The 18,237-nt window shown below is 29.6% G+C and carries 15 protein-coding genes; 9 read left to right on the top strand and 6 right to left on the bottom strand.

Translation table 11 applies throughout. The features are described 5' to 3' along the window. Positions 1–117 precede the first annotated feature (117 nt). Positions 118–906 (bottom strand): helix-turn-helix transcriptional regulator, encoded by a 789-nt coding sequence (locus Q0998_RS05935; RefSeq protein ID WP_299667545.1) that lies wholly within the window; start codon positions 904–906, stop codon positions 118–120. A gap of 208 nt (positions 907–1,114) precedes the next feature. Next, the gene (gene bcp / locus Q0998_RS05940) at positions 1,115–1,567 is read right to left on the bottom strand and encodes a thioredoxin-dependent thiol peroxidase (RefSeq protein WP_299667547.1); all 453 of its coding nucleotides are present in this window, start codon (positions 1,565–1,567) and stop codon (positions 1,115–1,117) included. An 89-nt stretch (positions 1,568–1,656) separates the two neighbouring features. On the opposite strand from bcp, the gene nth reads away from it, so the two are divergent. Next, positions 1,657–2,313, top strand: coding sequence for an endonuclease III (gene nth, locus Q0998_RS05945; protein ID WP_299667551.1), 657 nt, complete (start codon positions 1,657–1,659; stop codon positions 2,311–2,313). A gap of 385 nt (positions 2,314–2,698) precedes the next feature. Here nth and Q0998_RS05950 read toward each other — a convergent pair whose 3' ends face one another. Both Q0998_RS05950 and Q0998_RS05955 read right to left on the bottom strand, forming a co-directional pair. Further along, positions 2,699–3,322 (bottom strand): SDR family oxidoreductase, encoded by a 624-nt coding sequence (locus tag Q0998_RS05950; protein WP_299667554.1) that lies wholly within the window; start codon positions 3,320–3,322, stop codon positions 2,699–2,701. Between the two features lie 322 nt (positions 3,323–3,644). Then, on the bottom strand, positions 3,645–4,232 hold the full coding sequence (locus Q0998_RS05955; RefSeq protein WP_299667556.1) for a sigma-70 family RNA polymerase sigma factor: 588 nt from the start codon (positions 4,230–4,232) through the stop codon (positions 3,645–3,647). Between the two features lie 214 nt (positions 4,233–4,446). On the opposite strand from Q0998_RS05955, the gene uvrA reads away from it, so the two are divergent. Both uvrA and Q0998_RS05965 read left to right on the top strand, forming a co-directional pair. Then, entirely contained in the window at positions 4,447–7,239 is a 2,793-nt protein-coding gene (gene uvrA, locus Q0998_RS05960) for an excinuclease ABC subunit UvrA (protein WP_299667559.1), read from the top strand. 125 nt (positions 7,240–7,364) lie between these two features. After that, positions 7,365–8,477, top strand: a complete 1,113-nt coding sequence (locus Q0998_RS05965) for a MauE/DoxX family redox-associated membrane protein (protein ID WP_299667562.1) — start codon at positions 7,365–7,367, stop codon at positions 8,475–8,477. Between the two features lie 59 nt (positions 8,478–8,536). Here Q0998_RS05965 and Q0998_RS05970 read toward each other — a convergent pair whose 3' ends face one another. Together Q0998_RS05970 and Q0998_RS05975 are read right to left on the bottom strand one after the other, a co-directional pair. After that, positions 8,537–9,163, bottom strand: a complete 627-nt coding sequence (locus Q0998_RS05970; RefSeq protein WP_299667565.1) for an HmuY family protein — start codon at positions 9,161–9,163, stop codon at positions 8,537–8,539. Between the two features lie 41 nt (positions 9,164–9,204). Then, positions 9,205–11,160 (bottom strand): TonB-dependent receptor, encoded by a 1,956-nt coding sequence (locus Q0998_RS05975; RefSeq protein ID WP_299667568.1) that lies wholly within the window; start codon positions 11,158–11,160, stop codon positions 9,205–9,207. Between the two features lie 191 nt (positions 11,161–11,351). Between Q0998_RS05975 and Q0998_RS05980 the strand changes: the two genes are divergently transcribed. The 6 genes from Q0998_RS05980 to Q0998_RS06005 all read left to right on the top strand — a co-directional run bounded on the left by Q0998_RS05980 (position 11,352) and on the right by Q0998_RS06005 (position 18,068). Further along, entirely contained in the window at positions 11,352–12,254 is a 903-nt protein-coding gene (locus tag Q0998_RS05980) for a DUF6607 family protein (protein WP_299667571.1), read from the top strand. Between the two features lie 4 nt (positions 12,255–12,258). Continuing rightward, the gene (locus tag Q0998_RS05985) at positions 12,259–13,731 is read left to right on the top strand and encodes an ankyrin repeat domain-containing protein (protein WP_299667574.1); all 1,473 of its coding nucleotides are present in this window, start codon (positions 12,259–12,261) and stop codon (positions 13,729–13,731) included. A gap of 10 nt (positions 13,732–13,741) precedes the next feature. Continuing rightward, entirely contained in the window at positions 13,742–14,236 is a 495-nt protein-coding gene (locus Q0998_RS05990) for a DUF2271 domain-containing protein (protein ID WP_299667577.1), read from the top strand. An 81-nt stretch (positions 14,237–14,317) separates the two neighbouring features. Continuing rightward, positions 14,318–16,507, top strand: coding sequence for a PepSY domain-containing protein (locus Q0998_RS05995; RefSeq protein ID WP_299667580.1), 2,190 nt, complete (start codon positions 14,318–14,320; stop codon positions 16,505–16,507). A gap of 11 nt (positions 16,508–16,518) precedes the next feature. After that, complete coding sequence (locus tag Q0998_RS06000) at positions 16,519–16,872, top strand: DUF6686 family protein (RefSeq protein ID WP_299667583.1); 354 nt, start codon at positions 16,519–16,521, stop codon at positions 16,870–16,872. Positions 16,873–16,979: 107 nt separating this feature from the next. Further along, positions 16,980–18,068 (top strand): hypothetical protein, encoded by a 1,089-nt coding sequence (locus Q0998_RS06005; protein ID WP_299667585.1) that lies wholly within the window; start codon positions 16,980–16,982, stop codon positions 18,066–18,068. Positions 18,069–18,237 lie beyond the last annotated feature (169 nt).

The following is an 18,237-nucleotide window of genomic DNA, read 5'->3' on the forward strand; positions in this document are numbered from 1 at the left end:
AGAACTTTAAAATCGCTGTAAAATTTCTTAATTGTAAAAATTAATTCTTACTTTTTTAAAATAACATCTTCAATTGTATATAATGTAATAATAAAAGTTACTATTATTTGAGAAACTTTATATTAAACCATTTCTTACACAATTAGCGATAAGTTCATTCACATTTTTTGCATCAGATTTCCCTAAAATATTTTTTCTGTGTGTATTTACTGTAAATTCTGAAATAAACATTTTCTCTGCAATTTCTGAACTTGTAAACCCAGAAGCCATCAATTGTAAAATACTTAATTCTCGATTTGTAAATTTTTTTCTAATATTTATCGTATTAAGTAATAATTCATCGGGATCCAAAGAGTAATAAGAAGGGAGATTTCCATCACCAATAAAAGATATTTTATGATCTATTGGTCCTGGAATATGACTGATATCTGCATGAACTCCAATCACTTGCTGTATTTTACCATCTTCAGAAACATTTATTGTTTTTGCTTGATGTAAAATTTTCTTTATTGCACCATCTTTAAACTTATATCTAATTAAATATGTTGCTTTGTATTTAGTTAGTAAACTCGGTTTTATCTTATTTAATAAGAAATTGAGTACTGCTTCCTCTTTTTTCTGCATTAGAGCAAGATCTTCTGGAGCATAAAAATTTAACATGGTTTCAAGTGAAATAGAGTTGTACTCAATATCAGATAAATTCATTAATTTTTTAACACCTTCACTCACATAATCTAATTGAAGTGTTTGAAAGTTAAATAAGTAATAATAGAATTCTCCTGGTGAAAAAAAACCTGCTAATTCGTGTATTACTTTTTCAGGTTTAATAAATTTACTTGGTAGAGAGATATTATTTTTCTCATTCCAAACATTTTTAATGGAGTTAATAGAGTTTTTATTACTCATAGAAAATTTATGCTTGCTAAAATTATTTATTTTATGGTAGTTATTTGAACATTAAAGTTAGTGAATAAAATACTCATACAAAAGTTTTCAATATTCACATTTAAGTGTTTAAATATGAATTCTGATAAAAATAAATAAGAACTTTCTGTAATTATAAATGCTACAAAAAGTTCTTAAAATAAATTTATTTAAACTGATAAATAGCAGCTTAATCTAATATCTGAGCAGCATGTGTTTTTGTTTTTACTTTAGTAATTATGTCTTCAATAATTCCTTTTCCATCAATAACAAAAGTAGTTCTGTGAATTCCATCATATTCTTTTCCCATAAATTTCTTTGGTCCCCAAACACCAAAAGCCTCAATAACAGCTTTGTCTTCGTCTGCTAAAAGCGGAAAAGGTAATTCGTGTTTGTGAATCCAGTTTTGCTGTCTTTTTGCAGAATCTGCACTTACCCCTAACACATCATATCCTTTTGCTAAAAAAGATTGATAATTATCTCTCAAGTCACATGCTTCATTGGTACAACCAGGTGTGCTTGCCTTTGGATAAAAGAACAAAACCAATTTTTTACCAGCATAATCTGCTAATTTTACAGTATTGCCTGCATTGTCTTTTGCTTCAAAATTTGGAGCTTTGTCTCCTATTTTTAATGTTGTCATATATTGAGTTTAATATTTAAAATTCAAAGTTTAAAATTACGAATAAGTTAGCTAACTTTGAATATTAAATTTTGAACTTTAAATTCATAATGACCAAACAAGAAAAAGTACAATTTATAATAGATACATTAGAAGAACTATATCCAGAAATTCCTATTCCGTTAGATCATAAAGATCCCTATACCTTATTAATTGCGGTTTTGTTATCTGCACAATGTACAGATGTTCGTGTAAATTTAATTACACCTTTGTTATTTGCAAAGGCAGACAACCCTTTTGACATGGTAAAAATGTCTGTAGAAGAAATTAAAGCAATTATTAGACCTTGTGGATTGTCTCCAATGAAAAGCAAAGGCATTTACGGTTTGTCTAAAATATTGATTGATAAATACAATGGTAAAGTTCCGCAAAGTTTTGAAGGTTTAGAAGCATTGCCTGCTGTGGGCCATAAAACGGCAAGTGTAGTTATGAGTCAGGCTTTTGGAGTTCCCGCTTTCCCTGTAGACACACATATTCATAGGTTATTATGGCGCTGGAACTTGACAAACGGAAAAAATGTAACTCAGACAGAAAAAGATGCAAAGCGATTATTTCCTAAAGAGTTATGGAATGATTTACACTTACAAATTATTTGGTACGGAAGAGAATATTCACCAGCAAGAGGTTGGAATTTAGAGGAAGATATTATAACAAAGACGATTGGGAGAAAAACTGTATTGAATGATTATTATAAGAAGTTCAAGTAGATTCTGATTTTACTGTCTGATCTTGTTATTACGCAGAGATTCGCAGAGAAATAATCAAATGTTCATAAAAAATTTGACTCGGATTTCACGGATTTTCACTGATGATTGGATGAAAAATTATTATACTAAAATTCACAGAAAAAAAGGAGATTCTAAAAGTTTTTTTAAAATATCTTCTTTTCGAAGGAGGTACGACTAAAGCAATCTGTTTTTCAATTATAAAATTACCTAGTTTAATTGACCATTAAAACCATATTTCATAAAAGCAATTCTCTAAAAATATAACAAAAAAATCTCTTAAAATTTCTTTAGAAACTTTAAGAGATAAGTGTTTTACCCAAGTTTATTTTAAGCACAGTCAAAATAAGGAAATGAAAGAAATTTTTTAATTCGGAATCGCTTTCCCAATTAAAGTTTCTCCTTTTATAATTTCTAAAGTTTCGTTTATCGTTGCAGAATCATGTAAAACTCTTACTAAAGTTTGTGCAACATCGTCTCTACTTATTTCTCCAGATTTATTGAGCTTTTCACTCAATTCAATTTTTCCTTTTCCTACTTCATCTGTTAAAGCACCTGATCTTACGATTGAGTATGATAATTTACTTTTTCTTAAATGAATATCCGCATTTTGCTTTGCTTGTAAATAATCTTTCATATCTTCAGACTGTTCTGGCTTGTCTGCCCCCATAGAACTCAACATCACAAATTTCTTAATCTTTACTTTTTCACCAGCATCAATTAATTTCTTTGCTCCTTCTTGGTCTACTACTTTTACTTTTTTTCCTCCAGAACCCGCTGCAAAAATTATTTTGTCTATATTTTCTACGGCATGAGAAACATCTTGTTCTAAGTCTGCTAAGACCGTTTTTATATTTTTTTTCTCGAACTGTTCTTGCTGACTTTTCTTTCTGACCATAGCAATAGGATTAAAGTATTGAGACGAATCTAAAAGGGCTACTATTTTTTTTCCTGTGGTACCATTTGCACCTGCAACTAATATATTTTCCATGACTGCAATTTCCGCAATATGCGTATCTAAAATTAACTCATTCAACAAAAATGTTACTTCAAATAGAAAATACTGTATCAATTAAAAAAAGCCTCAACGTTAGTTGAAGCTTTTTCCACTCTTAATTCAAATTCAATTCAATGAAGTCATTTGATTTTGTTTTTACAAATGTGTGCGATTTGGAAAAATTAATCAAAAATTGAACTGTTTCTTTTTTTGGTTGCATCTGTAAATCAGAAGACTTTTTTGAGTAAAGTTGCATCATATATTTATTTAAATTGTTGGTTATTAAATTAGTAACGATGCTTTTTCTACTTTATTGTTAGTTCACCAAAATAATGTTATGTTTTTCTATTAATTTACGCATATTTATCAAAGCATACCGCATTCTTCCCAAAGCAGTATTAATGCTAACATTGGTATTTTCGCTAATTTCCTTAAAACTCATATCTTTATACATGCGCATCACTAAAACTTCTTTTTGCTCTTCTGGTAGCTCATTAATGAGTTCTCTCACATCATTATAAATCTGCTCTTGTATCAATTGCTTTTCTGCATTTAGCGTTCCATCATTTAAAACAGAAAAAATATCAAACTCATCTGTATTTTTAAAAGATGGCATTCTGTTATTTTTTCTAAAATGATCAATCACTAAATTATGCGCAATTCGCATCACCCAAGGTAAAAACTTACCTTCTTCGTTATAATTTCCTTTTTTTAACGTTTTAATAACCTTAATAAAAGTGTCTTGAAAAACATCTTCTGTGATGTCTTTATCTTGAACTTTACTATATATAAAGCTGAATAAGCGCTGTTGATGCCTTTTGATTAAAATAGCTAAAGAAGCTTCTTTACCGCTAATATAGTCACTAACTAATATACTATCTGAAATTTTATGTGCACGTATCATAATTACTTTTAGAAAAGCAAGAGAGCTTTTCAATTTATTATTTATTAATAATTTTAAAAGTAATTTTTTCCTATATACGCCTTATTTTGTGTAGTTTATAAGCAACAAATATGAATATTATTTTTCAACCAAACAAACTTTTAGCAAAAAAAGATTTTACAGGATACAAAAAGAGGTAATTTTTTGGTAAATTTATACCCTATATTTTTGATACATGAAGACCGCTATTTCTGAAGTAAATCCTAAAGAAAACATTATTATAAAAGGAGCAAAACTCCACAATTTAAAGAACATAGATGTTGTAATACCAAGAAACAAACTAGTTGTAATTACTGGACTTTCTGGATCTGGGAAGTCTTCTTTGGCTTTTGATACCTTGTATGCCGAAGGTCAAAGACGTTATGTAGAAAGTTTAAGTTCTTACGCCCGTCAATTTTTAGGAAAGCTACACAAGCCTAAAGTAGATTATATTAAAGGGATTGCACCAGCTATTGCAATTGAGCAAAAAGTAAATTCTACAAATCCACGTTCTACGGTTGGAACATCCACAGAAATTTACGATTATATAAAATTATTGTTTGCTAGAGTTGGTAAAACCTACTCTCCTATTTCTGGAGACGAAGTTAAAAAAGACACCGTTTCTGATGTTGTAAACTTTATAAAAAAATACGAAGACAAGACAAAGCTTTTATTACTTGCGCCAATTGCAATTGATAAAAACAGAGATTTAAAAACCGTTTTGCAAGTTTTAGAGCAACAAGGCTATGCACGTTTAAAATGGAATGACCAAGTATATAAAATTACAGATTTTCCACAGACAGCTTTTAAAAATGAGCCTTTATTTTTAGTGGTTGATAGAATCATTACCAAAGATGATGAAGATTTTTACAACCGTTTGGCAGATGCTATTCAGACGGCTTTTTTTGAAGGAAAAGGGAGTTGTTTTGTAGAAAACTTAGCAGATAATAAAGTAACTGAATTTAGCAATAAGTTTGCCCTAGATGGCATTACTTTCTTAGAACCGAATACACATTTATTCAGCTTTAACAATCCTTATGGCGCTTGCCCAACTTGTGAAGGTTATGGAAATGTTATTGGAATAGATAAAGATTTGGTAATTCCAAATACAGGTTTATCTATTTTTGAAGATGCTATTTTTCCTTTTAAAACCCCATCCTATATACATTACAAAGAGAACTTAATCGAAGTTGCTTATAAATTTGATATTCCTGTGCACAAACCTTGGTTTGAGCTAACAGCAAAACAGCAAGAATTGGTCTGGAATGGAAATAAGTCATTCAATGGAATTCAGCATTTTTTTACAGCTTTAGAAGAAAAAAGTTATAAAATTCAGAATCGCGTAATGCTTTCGCGTTACCGCGGAAAAACAAAATGTACCACTTGTAATGGCAAGCGTTTACGAGAAGAAACCAATTACGTAAAGATAAATAAGAAGAATATTTCAGATCTAGTGGCACTTCCGTTGGATGAATTGGCTGTTTTCTTCAAAAATTTAAAACTAGATAAATACGAAGAAAAAATTGGGAAACGATTGCTGACAGAAATCAACAATAGATTACAATTTTTAACAAATGTTGGGTTGAATTATTTAACCATCAACAGAACTTCGAACACGCTTTCTGGCGGAGAAAGTCAGCGTATCAATTTGGCAACTTCTTTGGGAAGTTCTTTGGTAGGTTCGATGTATATTTTAGACGAACCTAGTATTGGTTTGCATCCAAAAGATACAGAACGCTTAATTGGTGTTTTAAAAGATTTACGAGATTTAGGAAACACCGTTGTGGTGGTAGAACATGATGAAGACATCATGAAAGAAGCAGATTACATTATCGATATTGGTCCTGAAGCGGGAACTTTTGGAGGTCATGTAGTTGCAGAAGGTAATTTTAAAGAAATTTTAAAATCAGATTCTTTAACTGCTAAATATTTAAATGATGATTTAAGAATTGAAGTCCCTACAAAACGGAGAACTTCAAAAAATAAGATTGAAATTATTGGCGCAAGAGAACACAATTTACAAAATATAGATGTTACATTTCCGCTGAATTCTCTCGCAGTTATTACTGGCGTTTCTGGTTCTGGAAAAAGTACCTTGGTTAAAAATATCTTATATCCAACCATGCAGAAAAAACTGGCTGGTTATGGCGATAAAATCGGGCAACATACAGCTGTTAAAGGAAATTTTGATACTTTAAAACATGTAGAATTTATCGATCAGAATCCTATTGGGCGTTCCTCTCGCTCCAATCCTGTTACTTATATAAAAGCTTATGACGATATTAGAGCGTTGTTTTCGAATCAGAAATTAGCAAAAATTAGAAACTACAAACCAAAACACTTTTCTTTTAATGTAGAAGGCGGACGTTGCGAAGTTTGTAAAGGTGAAGGCGAAGTGACCATAGAAATGCAATTTATGGCAGATGTACATTTAGAGTGCGATGTTTGTCATGGAAAACGTTTCAAAAAAGAAGTTTTAGAAATTAAGTTTGATGGAAAGTCAATTGATGATATTTTAAACTTAACGATTGATGATGCTGTAGCATTTTTCTTAGAAAATTTGGTGACTAAAATTGCACAAAAACTACAACCCTTGCAAGACGTTGGTTTGGGGTATGTAAAATTAGGACAATCTTCTTCTACCCTTTCTGGTGGTGAAGCACAACGTATTAAATTGGCTTCCTTTTTAGTAAAAGGAAACACCAAAGACAAAGCATTATTTATTTTTGATGAACCTACAACAGGATTGCATTTTCACGATATTAAAAAATTATTAGCAAGTTTTAATGCGTTAATTGAACGCGGACATTCTATTGTAGTGATTGAACACAACATAGAACTCATAAAATGTGCAGATTATATTATTGATTTAGGTTTAGAAGGTGGAAAAAATGGAGGAAACCTTATTTTTCAAGGTACTCCAGAAGAACTAGCTAGGAATAAAGATTCCTATACTGCTAAATATTTGGCGGAGAAATTAAAGTTTTAGGTGTCTCCTCGAGCATTACTCAAATGAAAATACATTTTCATTGAAAGTAGCTAGCGAAGCTATCGAGAGGTTATTGCTATTAATTAGGTCTCGACTGCGCTCGACCAGACATAAAATTATTGAATATGCTACATAACCTAACAGACAAACAGAAAGTAAATTGGGTAAGAATTACGGCTATGCTAGCTGTTTTGGTATTGATGTTATATGCCCCAAAATTATGGATTAGCACAAAAGTATTTCCAGTAATTCCGTTGTTTGATTGGTTGCCAATTCCTACCAATCCTGTCGATTATATTTTAGCTGGTTTTTTCTTTCTCATTCAAATTGTATATATTTTTCAGAATAAAAGATGGCAGGGTTGGTTGGTTCTTTTACTCTACCTCTATTTAGCTTTGGTAGATCAAAACAGGCTTCAACCCTACTTTTACCAAAGTTTTTTAACCATTTTAGTTATTGAAATTTTCCCCAGAAAAACAGACTACAGAAAAATTTTGTATGCAGTTATTCTTATTTTTTTTGCCACCTATTTTTGGAGCGGAATTCAAAAATTAAACGAAGCCTTTTACATACAATGGTTGACTGCCTTAAACAAGCATTTTAGCTTTTTACCACAATGGTTTTTGGTTGCTTTTACATACGTCGTTCCTTGGTTAGAAGCTTTAATGGGTGTATGCTTACTATTTAATACCACCCGAAAATTCGGAGTAATTTTCATTTTAGGAATGCACGGAATTATTACCTTTCTACTATTTTATTTAGGTTATGGATACAATGTAGTTCCATGGAATATTCAGAATATGATTAGTGTTCCTATCATTTTTTGGAACTTAAAAACAACAAATGCCTTTGAGTTTTTTACAAATTTTTTCAGCAAACAAAAAGTAATTGCTTTAATTTTTACCTTATTTCTTCCACTAGCCAATAATCTAACTGGTTTTTATGACAATTTGCTTTCCTTTCACTTTTTTACAGCAGATTTAAACTATTACAATGTTTTTATTAGTGAAGAATTAGAAGAAGTTTTGCCTGAGTATATAGAAGGTTTTTATCGTTTTGAAAAAGGAAAAACCTACATAAACATGAACGAATGGGCACAACATGACAACAAAGTATTGTTTTATCCTGAGGAAAGAATTATTAATTATATGGATACTTATTTGCGCTCTTTTGCTGAGAATCCAGAAAAAATAGGGTTGACTAAATTGGTTGTTTACAATCAAGATTATAAGAATTAGAAAGGTCATTTAAACAAAAATTTAAATGACCTTTTCAACTTACAACTAAAAATAACTAATTATTCTAAACTTTTATCTCCTGTATTTGGGTTATACACGTAATTAAATGTATAATACCTACCATTGTCTAGATTAGAAGTATCATTATCTTTATAATAGGACACTATTTCCATTTTTGCATAATGACCATCATTTGTTTTTATAACAATGACTTTTCCAGCAATCGGACTAATCAAATTTGTTTGTCCATTATAAGTATACCAGCCATTTCCACTTCCTTTTGGTAAAGCATAAACTCCAGAAGCATCTTGACTAAAATTGGTATCTGCAGGTGCTTCTATAATACTTTCAAAAGTTCCTGATTCTAAAACCAAAGCGCCATTTCCAGTTCTTTCTGGCTCATCAATCAACCCAATTTGGGTTCCTCCATTTACTAAAATTGTAGTTCCTCTTAAAGCAATATCCCAAGAATCATTTGTTACAACTGTTCCCGTTTTAAAGCTAAATTTCGTAAAATCACCAGATTCTAAAGGTGGGTTTACGGTATAATCTGTAGTTACTGGCGCATGAATATTTATTGCAGTTGTAGATGTCACAGACTCTAAATCTGTTCTTTCATTATCATTACAAGAACTTACTACAACAGCTATAAAAACTATTACTAAAATTGATTTTAAATTTTTCATTTTTTTAAATTTAATTGAATATTACTACTTGTATTTATATGTTAAAAATTGAATCGAACTCGTGTATAAAAATTTCTTCCTAATAATAAAACGGCATCATTATTTGCAAATGTTTCTTTGTTTATCAAACCCCTTTCATTAAAGAGATTATCAATACCTAATTGCACATTTATCAGCTTAAAAAAAGTTTTTGCTATGGCAAAATTTACTTGAGTGTTTCCAGCAACAAAATCGTCGTAATTATCAATAATATTCTGACTATTATTTGTATCAAATAATGCATATTTACTTCTAAAAATAGCTCTTAAGTTTGCAGAAAAGTTCTGTGTTAAATTTTCATAAAATAATTTGGCGTTGGCAGTATGTTTAGATCTGTTTGATAACCCGAAGTAATCTTTTAATTTTAAAACTTCAGAAGATGATGAAGTGGTTCTTCTAAAGAAAATTTCACCTGATTTAATTCTTTGAATTTCTTCTTTATCTTTTGCTTCTAAAAATTGGTATCCGCCAATAAATCTGAAATTGTCCAAAAATTTATAATTTACATCTAAAGTTAACCCTTGTGTAAAAACCTGATCTCTATTTTCAAAATAAAAAACAGATGTAGATGGATTTAAACCAGGTAAACTTCCTTGTAAGGCAACTGTATTGATTAAATCGTTAATATCATTTCTAAATCCGTTGATATTAATTTTTAAATTGGCTGTTGGTTTTATTTCAAACCCGAAATTATAACCAATCGAGTTTTCAGGGTTTAAATTTTTAGAAATCACTTGTACATTTGCTTCGTTTCCATACAATTCATGTAGAGTTCTAATTCCTAAAACTATATAACCTCCTGCACTATTGTTAAAGTTAAAGAAAAGTTGTCTAAAATCTGGCGCCTTAAATCCATAACCAACAGAACCTTTTGTTGTTAACCAATCGTTAAGTTTATAATTTGTGGATATTTTAGGGCTAAAGGCAGACTTGTATTTGTTATGACTGTCAAACCTAGCGCCAATAACTGTATTCATCCTTTTTGTGGGGTGGAAATCATATTGTGCAAAAATATATTTTGCATGAAACGTTTCTTTATTATCAAAAAAAGTTCTGTCTAAAGCATCAAAATTAATTCCAACCCCTGTGTTTAAAGTACTATTTTCAAAATTTGTTACAGCTCTAATTTCTGGTCTAACCAAAGTTTGATTAAACACTGATAACAACCCGTTAAACTGACTTTCTGTTGAAAATTTAGTTGTGTAAAATGTGTAATTTAGATTCCAGATGTCATTCACTTTATGTTGCAATTCTACATTAAAATTCCAATCACTTTGCATATTTTTTTCAGTTTGTTCTTCAGAGAAATATCTTTGGGAGACTATTAAATTCAGTTGGTCAGAAAAATCATACGTTAATTTTAAGCTTCCTGTGTAATTTTGATATGCTTCTGTCGTTTTAATTATAGTTTCTGGGCTTAAATCAAAACCACCACTTGAGTTTAAATTAATGCCTGCAACAACCCCAAACTTTTCTTTTCTATATAAAAAATTGGTATTTATATCTAATTCGTCTCTTGAACCAGCTCTTACAAAGTAACCAAGATCCCCTTTTAAAGTATTTTTTTTGATTTTTTCTGTGATGATATTTATAACGCCTCCCAAAGCTTCAGAACCATATAAAGACGAAGATGGGCCTTTTACAATTTCTATTTGTTTGATATTATTTACGCTAATTCTATTCAAATCTAGATTACCAGAACTTCTACCAATTAACGGAACTCCATCAATCATAATCATGATATATTCTGCTGATAAACCTTGCATTTGAATACCCGTAAATCCACTTTGGTCAATTACAAAATTGATTCCTGTTTGCTCTAATAAAATATCTTTTAGTCTTGTTGTTCCCGATTTTTGTATTTGTTTTTTGGAAATTAAGGTTACAGGCATTGGTAAAGAAGATAGTTGTCTAATAGTTCTTGTCGCTGTAACCACTACTTCATCTAAAGTTTTCACTTTAATAGAATCTTTCTTTATATTTTTTTCCTGACAAAGAGTTACCATATTAAAAAACAAAAAAAAGATACCACAAACTCTATTTAGAAACATTCTTAATAATTTTCGACAAATATATATCCTTATTTTTATTCAATCTAAATAAATTTTATATTTTTGTAAAAAATTTTATATTTTAAATAAATCATATAATGAAAAAATTATTATTAGGAAGCTTTTTAATTTTTACAGCTATTTCAGTAAATGCTCAAAACAAAAAAACAAAAGATAAAAATGCCATTAAAGAAATGTGTGGTTGTTTTGAAGTAACTTTTAGTTTTGCAGAAACCTTTAATTATAGTAAAGATTCGACTTACAAACCCTCAAAAACAAAAATAGATAAAGGTTTAGAATGGGCTGGTTTAATTACAGATGATAAAAATAAAATTTCTATCCAGCATATACTACAAGTTGGCAATCCTGCAAAACCTATGATTATAAAACATTGGCGACAGGACTGGTTATATGAAAACACCCATTTCTACAGGTACAATGGAGATAATAATTGGACATTTGAGAAAAAGGATCAAAAAAGTGTAAAAAAACAATGGACACAAAAAGTATATCAAGTAGATGATAGTCCACGTTATGAAGGTTCAGGAACTTGGGTGCATGTAGACGGAAAAAGCTATTGGGAAAATGAAACAACTGCACCGTTACCAAGAAGAGAATACACCAAAAGAAGTGACTACAATATTACTTTAAGAGGAAATAGACACGAAATTACAAACTATGGTTGGGTACACGACCAAGACAATAGTAAAATAATACGTGAAGCTGGAAAAGAAGATGTAGTTATTGCCAACGAAAAAGGCTACAATACCTACAAAAAAGTAGCTGATATTAGATGTAAAGCTGCTAAAGATTGGTGGATTGCAAATACCAATAAATGGCAATTGGTTAGAAGCAAATGGGATGAAGTGTATGAAAGAAATACGAATTTGACATTAGCAACTAAAGTTGATAACAAACCTCTTTACAAACATTTATTCTCGGATAAAGTTACTGCAGCAAAGGAAATGAATGCAATTATTGAATCTTTTGTAAAAAAATAATGTGATGAAAAACCTGCCATTTTCGATATTCATTGCGTTCAATTTTTTCGCTTTCGCCCAAAAAGAAAATATTTTTCATGATAGAGATTTTTGGAAAACAAATCCAACAATAGAAATCATAGATCAGAAAATTTCTGAAGGAAATGATATTTCTGCTTTAAATAAGAATGCTTTTGATGCTGTTGTCTATGCTATTTTAGAAAACGTAGAGAATAAAACCATAAAATATATATTGTCCAAACCTGGAAATGATGTAAATAAAAAAACACATGATGGTAGAACCTATATTTTTTGGGCTGCCTACAGAGACAATGTAGAAATGATGAAATTTGTGTTTTCAAAAGGTGCAAAAACAGACATTGTTGATACGCATGGAAACACATTTTTAAATTTTGCGGCTTCAACTGGTCAATTAGATCAAGAATTGTACGATTATTCTTTTGAAATTGGAGCGGATATTAAGACAGAAAAAAATCATGAGGGTGCAAATGCACTATTATTAGTTGCTCCGTACATTAAAAACTATAAAACTGTAAAATATTTTGTGTCAAAAGGAGCATCTTTAGAGGATAAAGACAATATTGGAAATGGTATTTTTGAATATGTAGCCAAAGGTGGAAATACGGCTTTATTGAAAACATTGCTAAAAAATGGAGTAAAAAAAGGAAAAAATGCAATGATTTTTGCAAGTCAAGGTTTGCGAAGAAAGAAAAATACTTTAGAAACGTATCAATTTTTAGAAAGTTTGGGCGTACAACCAAATATAGTTGATAAAAAAGACAGAAATCCATTGCATGCAATTGCCTACAATAGTAAAGATCTATCAATTTATAACTACTTTATTAAGAAAGGTGTTGCTGTAAATTTACAAGACAAAGGTGGAGATTCTCCTTTTATGAATGCTGCAAATAACAATACCTTAGAAGTTGTGAAATTTTTATCTAAATATGTAAAAAATATCAATTTGGAAAATGAAAATGGTCGTTCAGCATTAGCGATGGCAGTGAGTAGAAACACTATTGATGTTGTAAAATTTCTAATAGAAAAAGGTGCAGACATCAACACTAAAGATAAAGATGGAAATACACTTTCATACTATGCAATCAATAATTTTAAACCGAATAATACAGAGAGATTTGAAGCCAAATTAAAACTATTACAAGAAAATGGTTTGGTTATCAATGAGCTTCAAAATTCTGAAAACACATTGCTTCATATTGCTACGCAAAAAAATAATTTAGCATTACTTAAAAGATTATCAACTTTTAATATTGATGTAAATGCAATAAATAAAGAAAATTTGTCAGCATTACAAATTGCTGCTATGACTGCAAAAGATGATAAAATAATGAAATATTTATTAAATATTGGTGCAGATAAAAGTGTAAAAACAGATTTTGATGAAACGGTATATGATTTGGCATCAGAAAATGAATTGCTACAAAAACAAAGCATCAATATTTCTTACTTAAAATAAAATTTCAAAAATGAAAACAAGAAAATTAATTATAGTTATTCCAATTTTTATAATGCTGATTTGTGTTTTGTACAGTTTTAAAAAACACAGTGAAAGTTCAGCGTATAAATGCATGATTCAAATGAAGAATTATACAGGTGAAGGCGCGTATGTTATCATCTCTTTGCTGAATCCAAACGGTAATTATGAAGAAACATTATATGTGCAAGGAGATGATGATGAATGGTATTTTGATATTACAGAATGGTGGAATTTTCAAGGAAAAAAGCGTGTAGATATAGATGCGATTACTGGGGCAACAATTAGTGGAGGACAAAGAACTATTAGCATTATTAAAATTGATAATGAAAAAATAGACAAGGGATATAAAATCCGTTTTGAAACTGCTGTTGAAGACCAAGAATACCATAAAGATGATGTTGAGTTTGAATTAACATCAGGAAACGTAAAGTCTAAAATTGAAGGAAAAGGGTTTATTCGCTATGTAAGAATGATACCACAATAAAAGTAAAAGGTACTAATTTCACAAATTAATACAGAATTTATTTGTGTTGGTATATGAAATACGTCTCAAAAAAATATATAAATGACCACTTCTATTTGGAGATATAGCCATTTAACACTGGCCATATCTTCTGCTTTATTTATTATAATTGCTTCTATAACAGGTATTATTTTAGCTTTTGAGCCTATTTTAAACAAGTCACAACCATTTGCTGTTGTTAATTTAAATGATATTTCAATTTCCGAAACAGTTGCTGTTTTACAAAAAGAATATGATGAAGTTATTGCTTTAGAAATAGACGAAAATAATTTTGTTGCTGCAACTATAATTACTAAAAAAGGAAAAAGCGAAAAATTTTACATCAACCCAGAAACAGGCGAAAAGGTTGGTAATAATAAAGAAAAATTAGCACTTTTTGAATTTGCAACTAATTTACATCGTTCTTTATTTTTAAAATCTACAGGCAGATTTTTAATCGGTTTTGTTTCCTTTTTACTCTTTTTAATTGCAATAACTGGTGTTCTTTTAATTAGTAAAAGACAAGGAGGAATTCATAAAATATTCTCAAAAATTGTCAAAGAAAATTATACTCAATATTATCATATCGTTATTAGCAGATATACCTTAATTCCGATAATAATTATCACTTTAACAGGTGTTTATTTATCGTTAGAAAAATTCTCTTTGTTACCAAAAGACACCAACTCGCATCAAAATACATCTCTAAAGAAAGAGGCTTTAAATTCAAAAACAACTGATTTTGAAATTTTTAAATCAACAAATTTAGATAAGGTTAAAAAAATAGAATTTCCTTTTTCTTCAGATGAAGAAGATTCTTTTTTTATAAAACTTCACGATAAGGAATTGGCAGTTCATCAATATAACGGCCAAATTGTTAGTGAGAAAAGACAATCTTTAGTTGCTTTAGGTTCTCATTATAGTTTGTTGCTACACACAGGAGATGGTTCAATTTTATGGGCTACCATTTTAGTATTCACTTGTTTCGCCATTTTATTTTTCATCTATTCAGGGTTTGTCATGGCACTAAAAAGAAAGAGAGAAATATCGCCCATAAAAAATAAAATATCAAAAGACGAAGCTGAATACGTTATTTTGGTAGGCTCTGAAACAGGAAGTACCATACGCTCTGCCAATGCTTTTAAAAACGCGCTTATAAAGGCAAACAAAAGAGTTTTTATAGCGGAATTAAATAACTATACAACTTATAAAAAAGCAAAGAATCTCATCATTTTCACAGCAACTTATGGAGATGGAGATGCGCCTACCAATGCACATAAATTTATGAAATTGATTGGTGCAATTCAACAAAATAATTCTTTAAAATTTGCTGTATTAGGTTTTGGTTCAACCCAATATACAGCGTTTTGCAAGTTTGCCATTTTAGTGCACGCTTCTTTACAAGTTCATTTAAAATTTACTCCTGTAATGCCTTTGTTTAAAATTGACAATCAAAATTTAAGTTCTTTTAGAAATTGGATACATGAATGGGGCATTTTAAATCACCTTTCTTTAGAAATTGATGAAAGTGATATATTTGAAAAAACAATAAAAGAAACTTTTTTTAAGGTTGCAAATACTAGTGAAATAAATGTTGATGATACTTTTCTAATTGAATTGAAATCAACAAAAAAAACAAAATTTACATCAGGAGATTTACTTTCCATTAGTCCAAATAGATTACAAAGAAACCGATTATACTCTATCGCAAAAATTGATAAAAAAATACTTCTAAGTGTCAAAAAACACGAATTCGGAGTTTGTTCAAATTATCTACATCAGCTTAAAATAAATGATTCAATTACTACAACCATTCAAAAAAATGACCATTTCCATTTTCCGAAGAAAGTGAAAGAAGTAATTCTTATTGCAAATGGAACAGGAATTGCGCCCTTTTTAGGAATGATTCAAGAAAACAAGAAGGCTAAGGTTCATTTATTTTGGGGCGGAAGAACTAAAAATTCATTAAAAATTTATAATAAATACATAGTTGCTGCTTTAGAAAACAAAACACTTACTTCTTTTAATGTTGGGTATTCAGTAGCACAAAAAACATATGTTCAGCAGAGTTTAGCAAGTCAATCAGATTTAATTTCAAATGCTCTACAGAAAGAAGGAGTTATTATGATTTGTGGTTCTCTAAACATGCAAAAAGGTGTAGAAAAAGTAATCAATAAAATTGCCAAAGAAAAATTGAGTTCAAATATTGAAATATTAAAAGAAAATAATCAAATTAAAACAGATTGCTATTAAAGCCTACCATCATGTGTCAAAAAGCTAAAATTATTTCAAGAGTTAAAAATGGAGAGCTTTCTATGTGTAAAGGTTGTAAAAGCTATAATCTTATCTTCAATAATATATTTTTTCAATTTAATAAAAATCAGCTAAATAAGTTTAAAGAATATATTTCTAAAATAGATATCGATTATTGGTTAGACTTTAATGCCTGTACAACACAAAAAAGAAAAATACCAGTGCAAACTTTTCATCAAAATTTAGTTCTAGTTTTTGATATTTATGAAATAAATGAGTTGAAAACACTTTTAGGATTTAAAAAAAGTCAAACACAAGAAATATTATTTCCGGGAGATATTGATTATGCTTTTATATTGAACTAAAATGTAACGAATTCTAATGCATACTGCACGAATTCTAAAACAGCCAAAATTTAGATCAACTTCTCTGCTACTTTTACAGTGTATTAACATTTAAAAAAGTAGAAATCATGAAAACATTTTTAACAAAATCAGTATGTATTGCAGCCGCATTTTTAGCAACAAGCACTTTTATAAGTTGCAATTCAAAATCAACAAATAAAACTTCACCCATAATTGTTGCAGAGAATACCAATTCAATTTCAGCAGAAAATAAAGAGATAATCTATCAAAAACCAATTGTGTTTATTGCAGGTTTTGATAAAGGAAGTGAAACTTTTTATGCAGACGCAAGAACTTATTTTCAAGAAAAAGGGTTAAAAGTAATTGATGGACAATATTCTTTAGAAGAAATCATTATTTGGTTGAATGAAAACGGAAATCAGCATCCATATAGCGAAATTCATATCGTAAACAAGAGCAACCCTTACAAAGGCATGAATTTAGAAACCGTTGTTAGAGGAGACAAAATTACTTCAGAAACATTAAGAAGATCTATTACACAAGGTACTTTGCCAAAATTGAAAAGTGTCGTAAATGGTAATTCGAAAATAGTATTTCATGCTTCTGGATTGGTTGAAAATAAAGAATTGCTAAGTACTTTAAAAGACGCTTTTCATGCAAAAAAAAACCCAAAAGTTGTGGCTTCTCCTTATCATACAATTTTTGGAGGCCAATTTTCGAATCACTATTTAGCGCAACCTTATTATGTATTTTATCCAACAGCATATTCTCCGGGAAAAGTAGATTTATCTAAAGAAATCGCTAGAAAATACCCTAAAGAAAAAGACATCGATTGGTATGATGCTTTAAATAATGAAAAAGAAAGATATGTTGGTGAGGCGTATACAACACAATTTACAATCCCCGTGAAATGGGAATTTAATTATCAAGATTCTGATAACGAAATGCCAAAATTTACAATTGTAGAAGAAGTAATGGATTGGATTGAACAACAAGATGAATTGCTTGCAGCCTTAGAAAAATTAAATATTTCTGTGGATAAATTTAGATGGAACTGGTCTATAAAAGGAAGTAAATTAGTAATTAGAGGTAGAACAACAGGTTTGTGTGTATTAAAACCATTGATAAGACCTTACGGAGATTTAAAACACATAAAACCAGACACAAACAATAAACGCTTGTATGCGATGAACTAAATTGGAATGGAAATTGTAGGTTGATAAGCGTCATTACACTTTATTATAAATGGTGTAATGACGTTTTAATTAGTAAGTTTGTTACAATGAAAATATTTTTTTTGAAATCTTTATTGATTTGTCATTCCGAACGAAGTATGAGGAGGAATCTCACATTTCTAATTTTATT

The sequence above is a fragment of the uncultured Polaribacter sp. genome (genome assembly GCF_947501385.1).
GTDB lineage: Bacteria > Bacteroidota > Bacteroidia > Flavobacteriales > Flavobacteriaceae > Polaribacter.

Bases quoted from the DNA above. Each gene is read 5' to 3' on its own strand.
- Q0998_RS05935 (WP_299667545.1), bottom strand. From the start codon at position 906: ATGAGTAATAAAAACTCTATTAACTCCATTAAAAATGTTTGGAATGAG.
- bcp (WP_299667547.1), bottom strand. From the start codon at position 1,567: ATGACAACATTAAAAATAGGAGACAAAGCTCCAAATTTTGAAGCAAAA.
- nth (WP_299667551.1), top strand. From the start codon at position 1,657: ATGACCAAACAAGAAAAAGTACAATTTATAATAGATACATTAGAAGAA.
- Q0998_RS05950 (WP_299667554.1), bottom strand. From the start codon at position 3,322: ATGGAAAATATATTAGTTGCAGGTGCAAATGGTACCACAGGAAAAAAA.
- Q0998_RS05955 (WP_299667556.1), bottom strand. From the start codon at position 4,232: ATGATACGTGCACATAAAATTTCAGATAGTATATTAGTTAGTGACTAT.
- uvrA (WP_299667559.1), top strand. From the start codon at position 4,447: ATGAAGACCGCTATTTCTGAAGTAAATCCTAAAGAAAACATTATTATA.
- Q0998_RS05965 (WP_299667562.1), top strand. From the start codon at position 7,365: ATGCTACATAACCTAACAGACAAACAGAAAGTAAATTGGGTAAGAATT.
- Q0998_RS05970 (WP_299667565.1), bottom strand. From the start codon at position 9,163: ATGAAAAATTTAAAATCAATTTTAGTAATAGTTTTTATAGCTGTTGTA.
- Q0998_RS05980 (WP_299667571.1), top strand. From the start codon at position 11,352: ATGAAAAAATTATTATTAGGAAGCTTTTTAATTTTTACAGCTATTTCA.
- Q0998_RS05985 (WP_299667574.1), top strand. From the start codon at position 12,259: ATGAAAAACCTGCCATTTTCGATATTCATTGCGTTCAATTTTTTCGCT.
- Q0998_RS05990 (WP_299667577.1), top strand. From the start codon at position 13,742: ATGAAAACAAGAAAATTAATTATAGTTATTCCAATTTTTATAATGCTG.
- Q0998_RS05995 (WP_299667580.1), top strand. From the start codon at position 14,318: ATGACCACTTCTATTTGGAGATATAGCCATTTAACACTGGCCATATCT.
- Q0998_RS06000 (WP_299667583.1), top strand. From the start codon at position 16,519: ATGTGTCAAAAAGCTAAAATTATTTCAAGAGTTAAAAATGGAGAGCTT.
- Q0998_RS06005 (WP_299667585.1), top strand. From the start codon at position 16,980: ATGAAAACATTTTTAACAAAATCAGTATGTATTGCAGCCGCATTTTTA.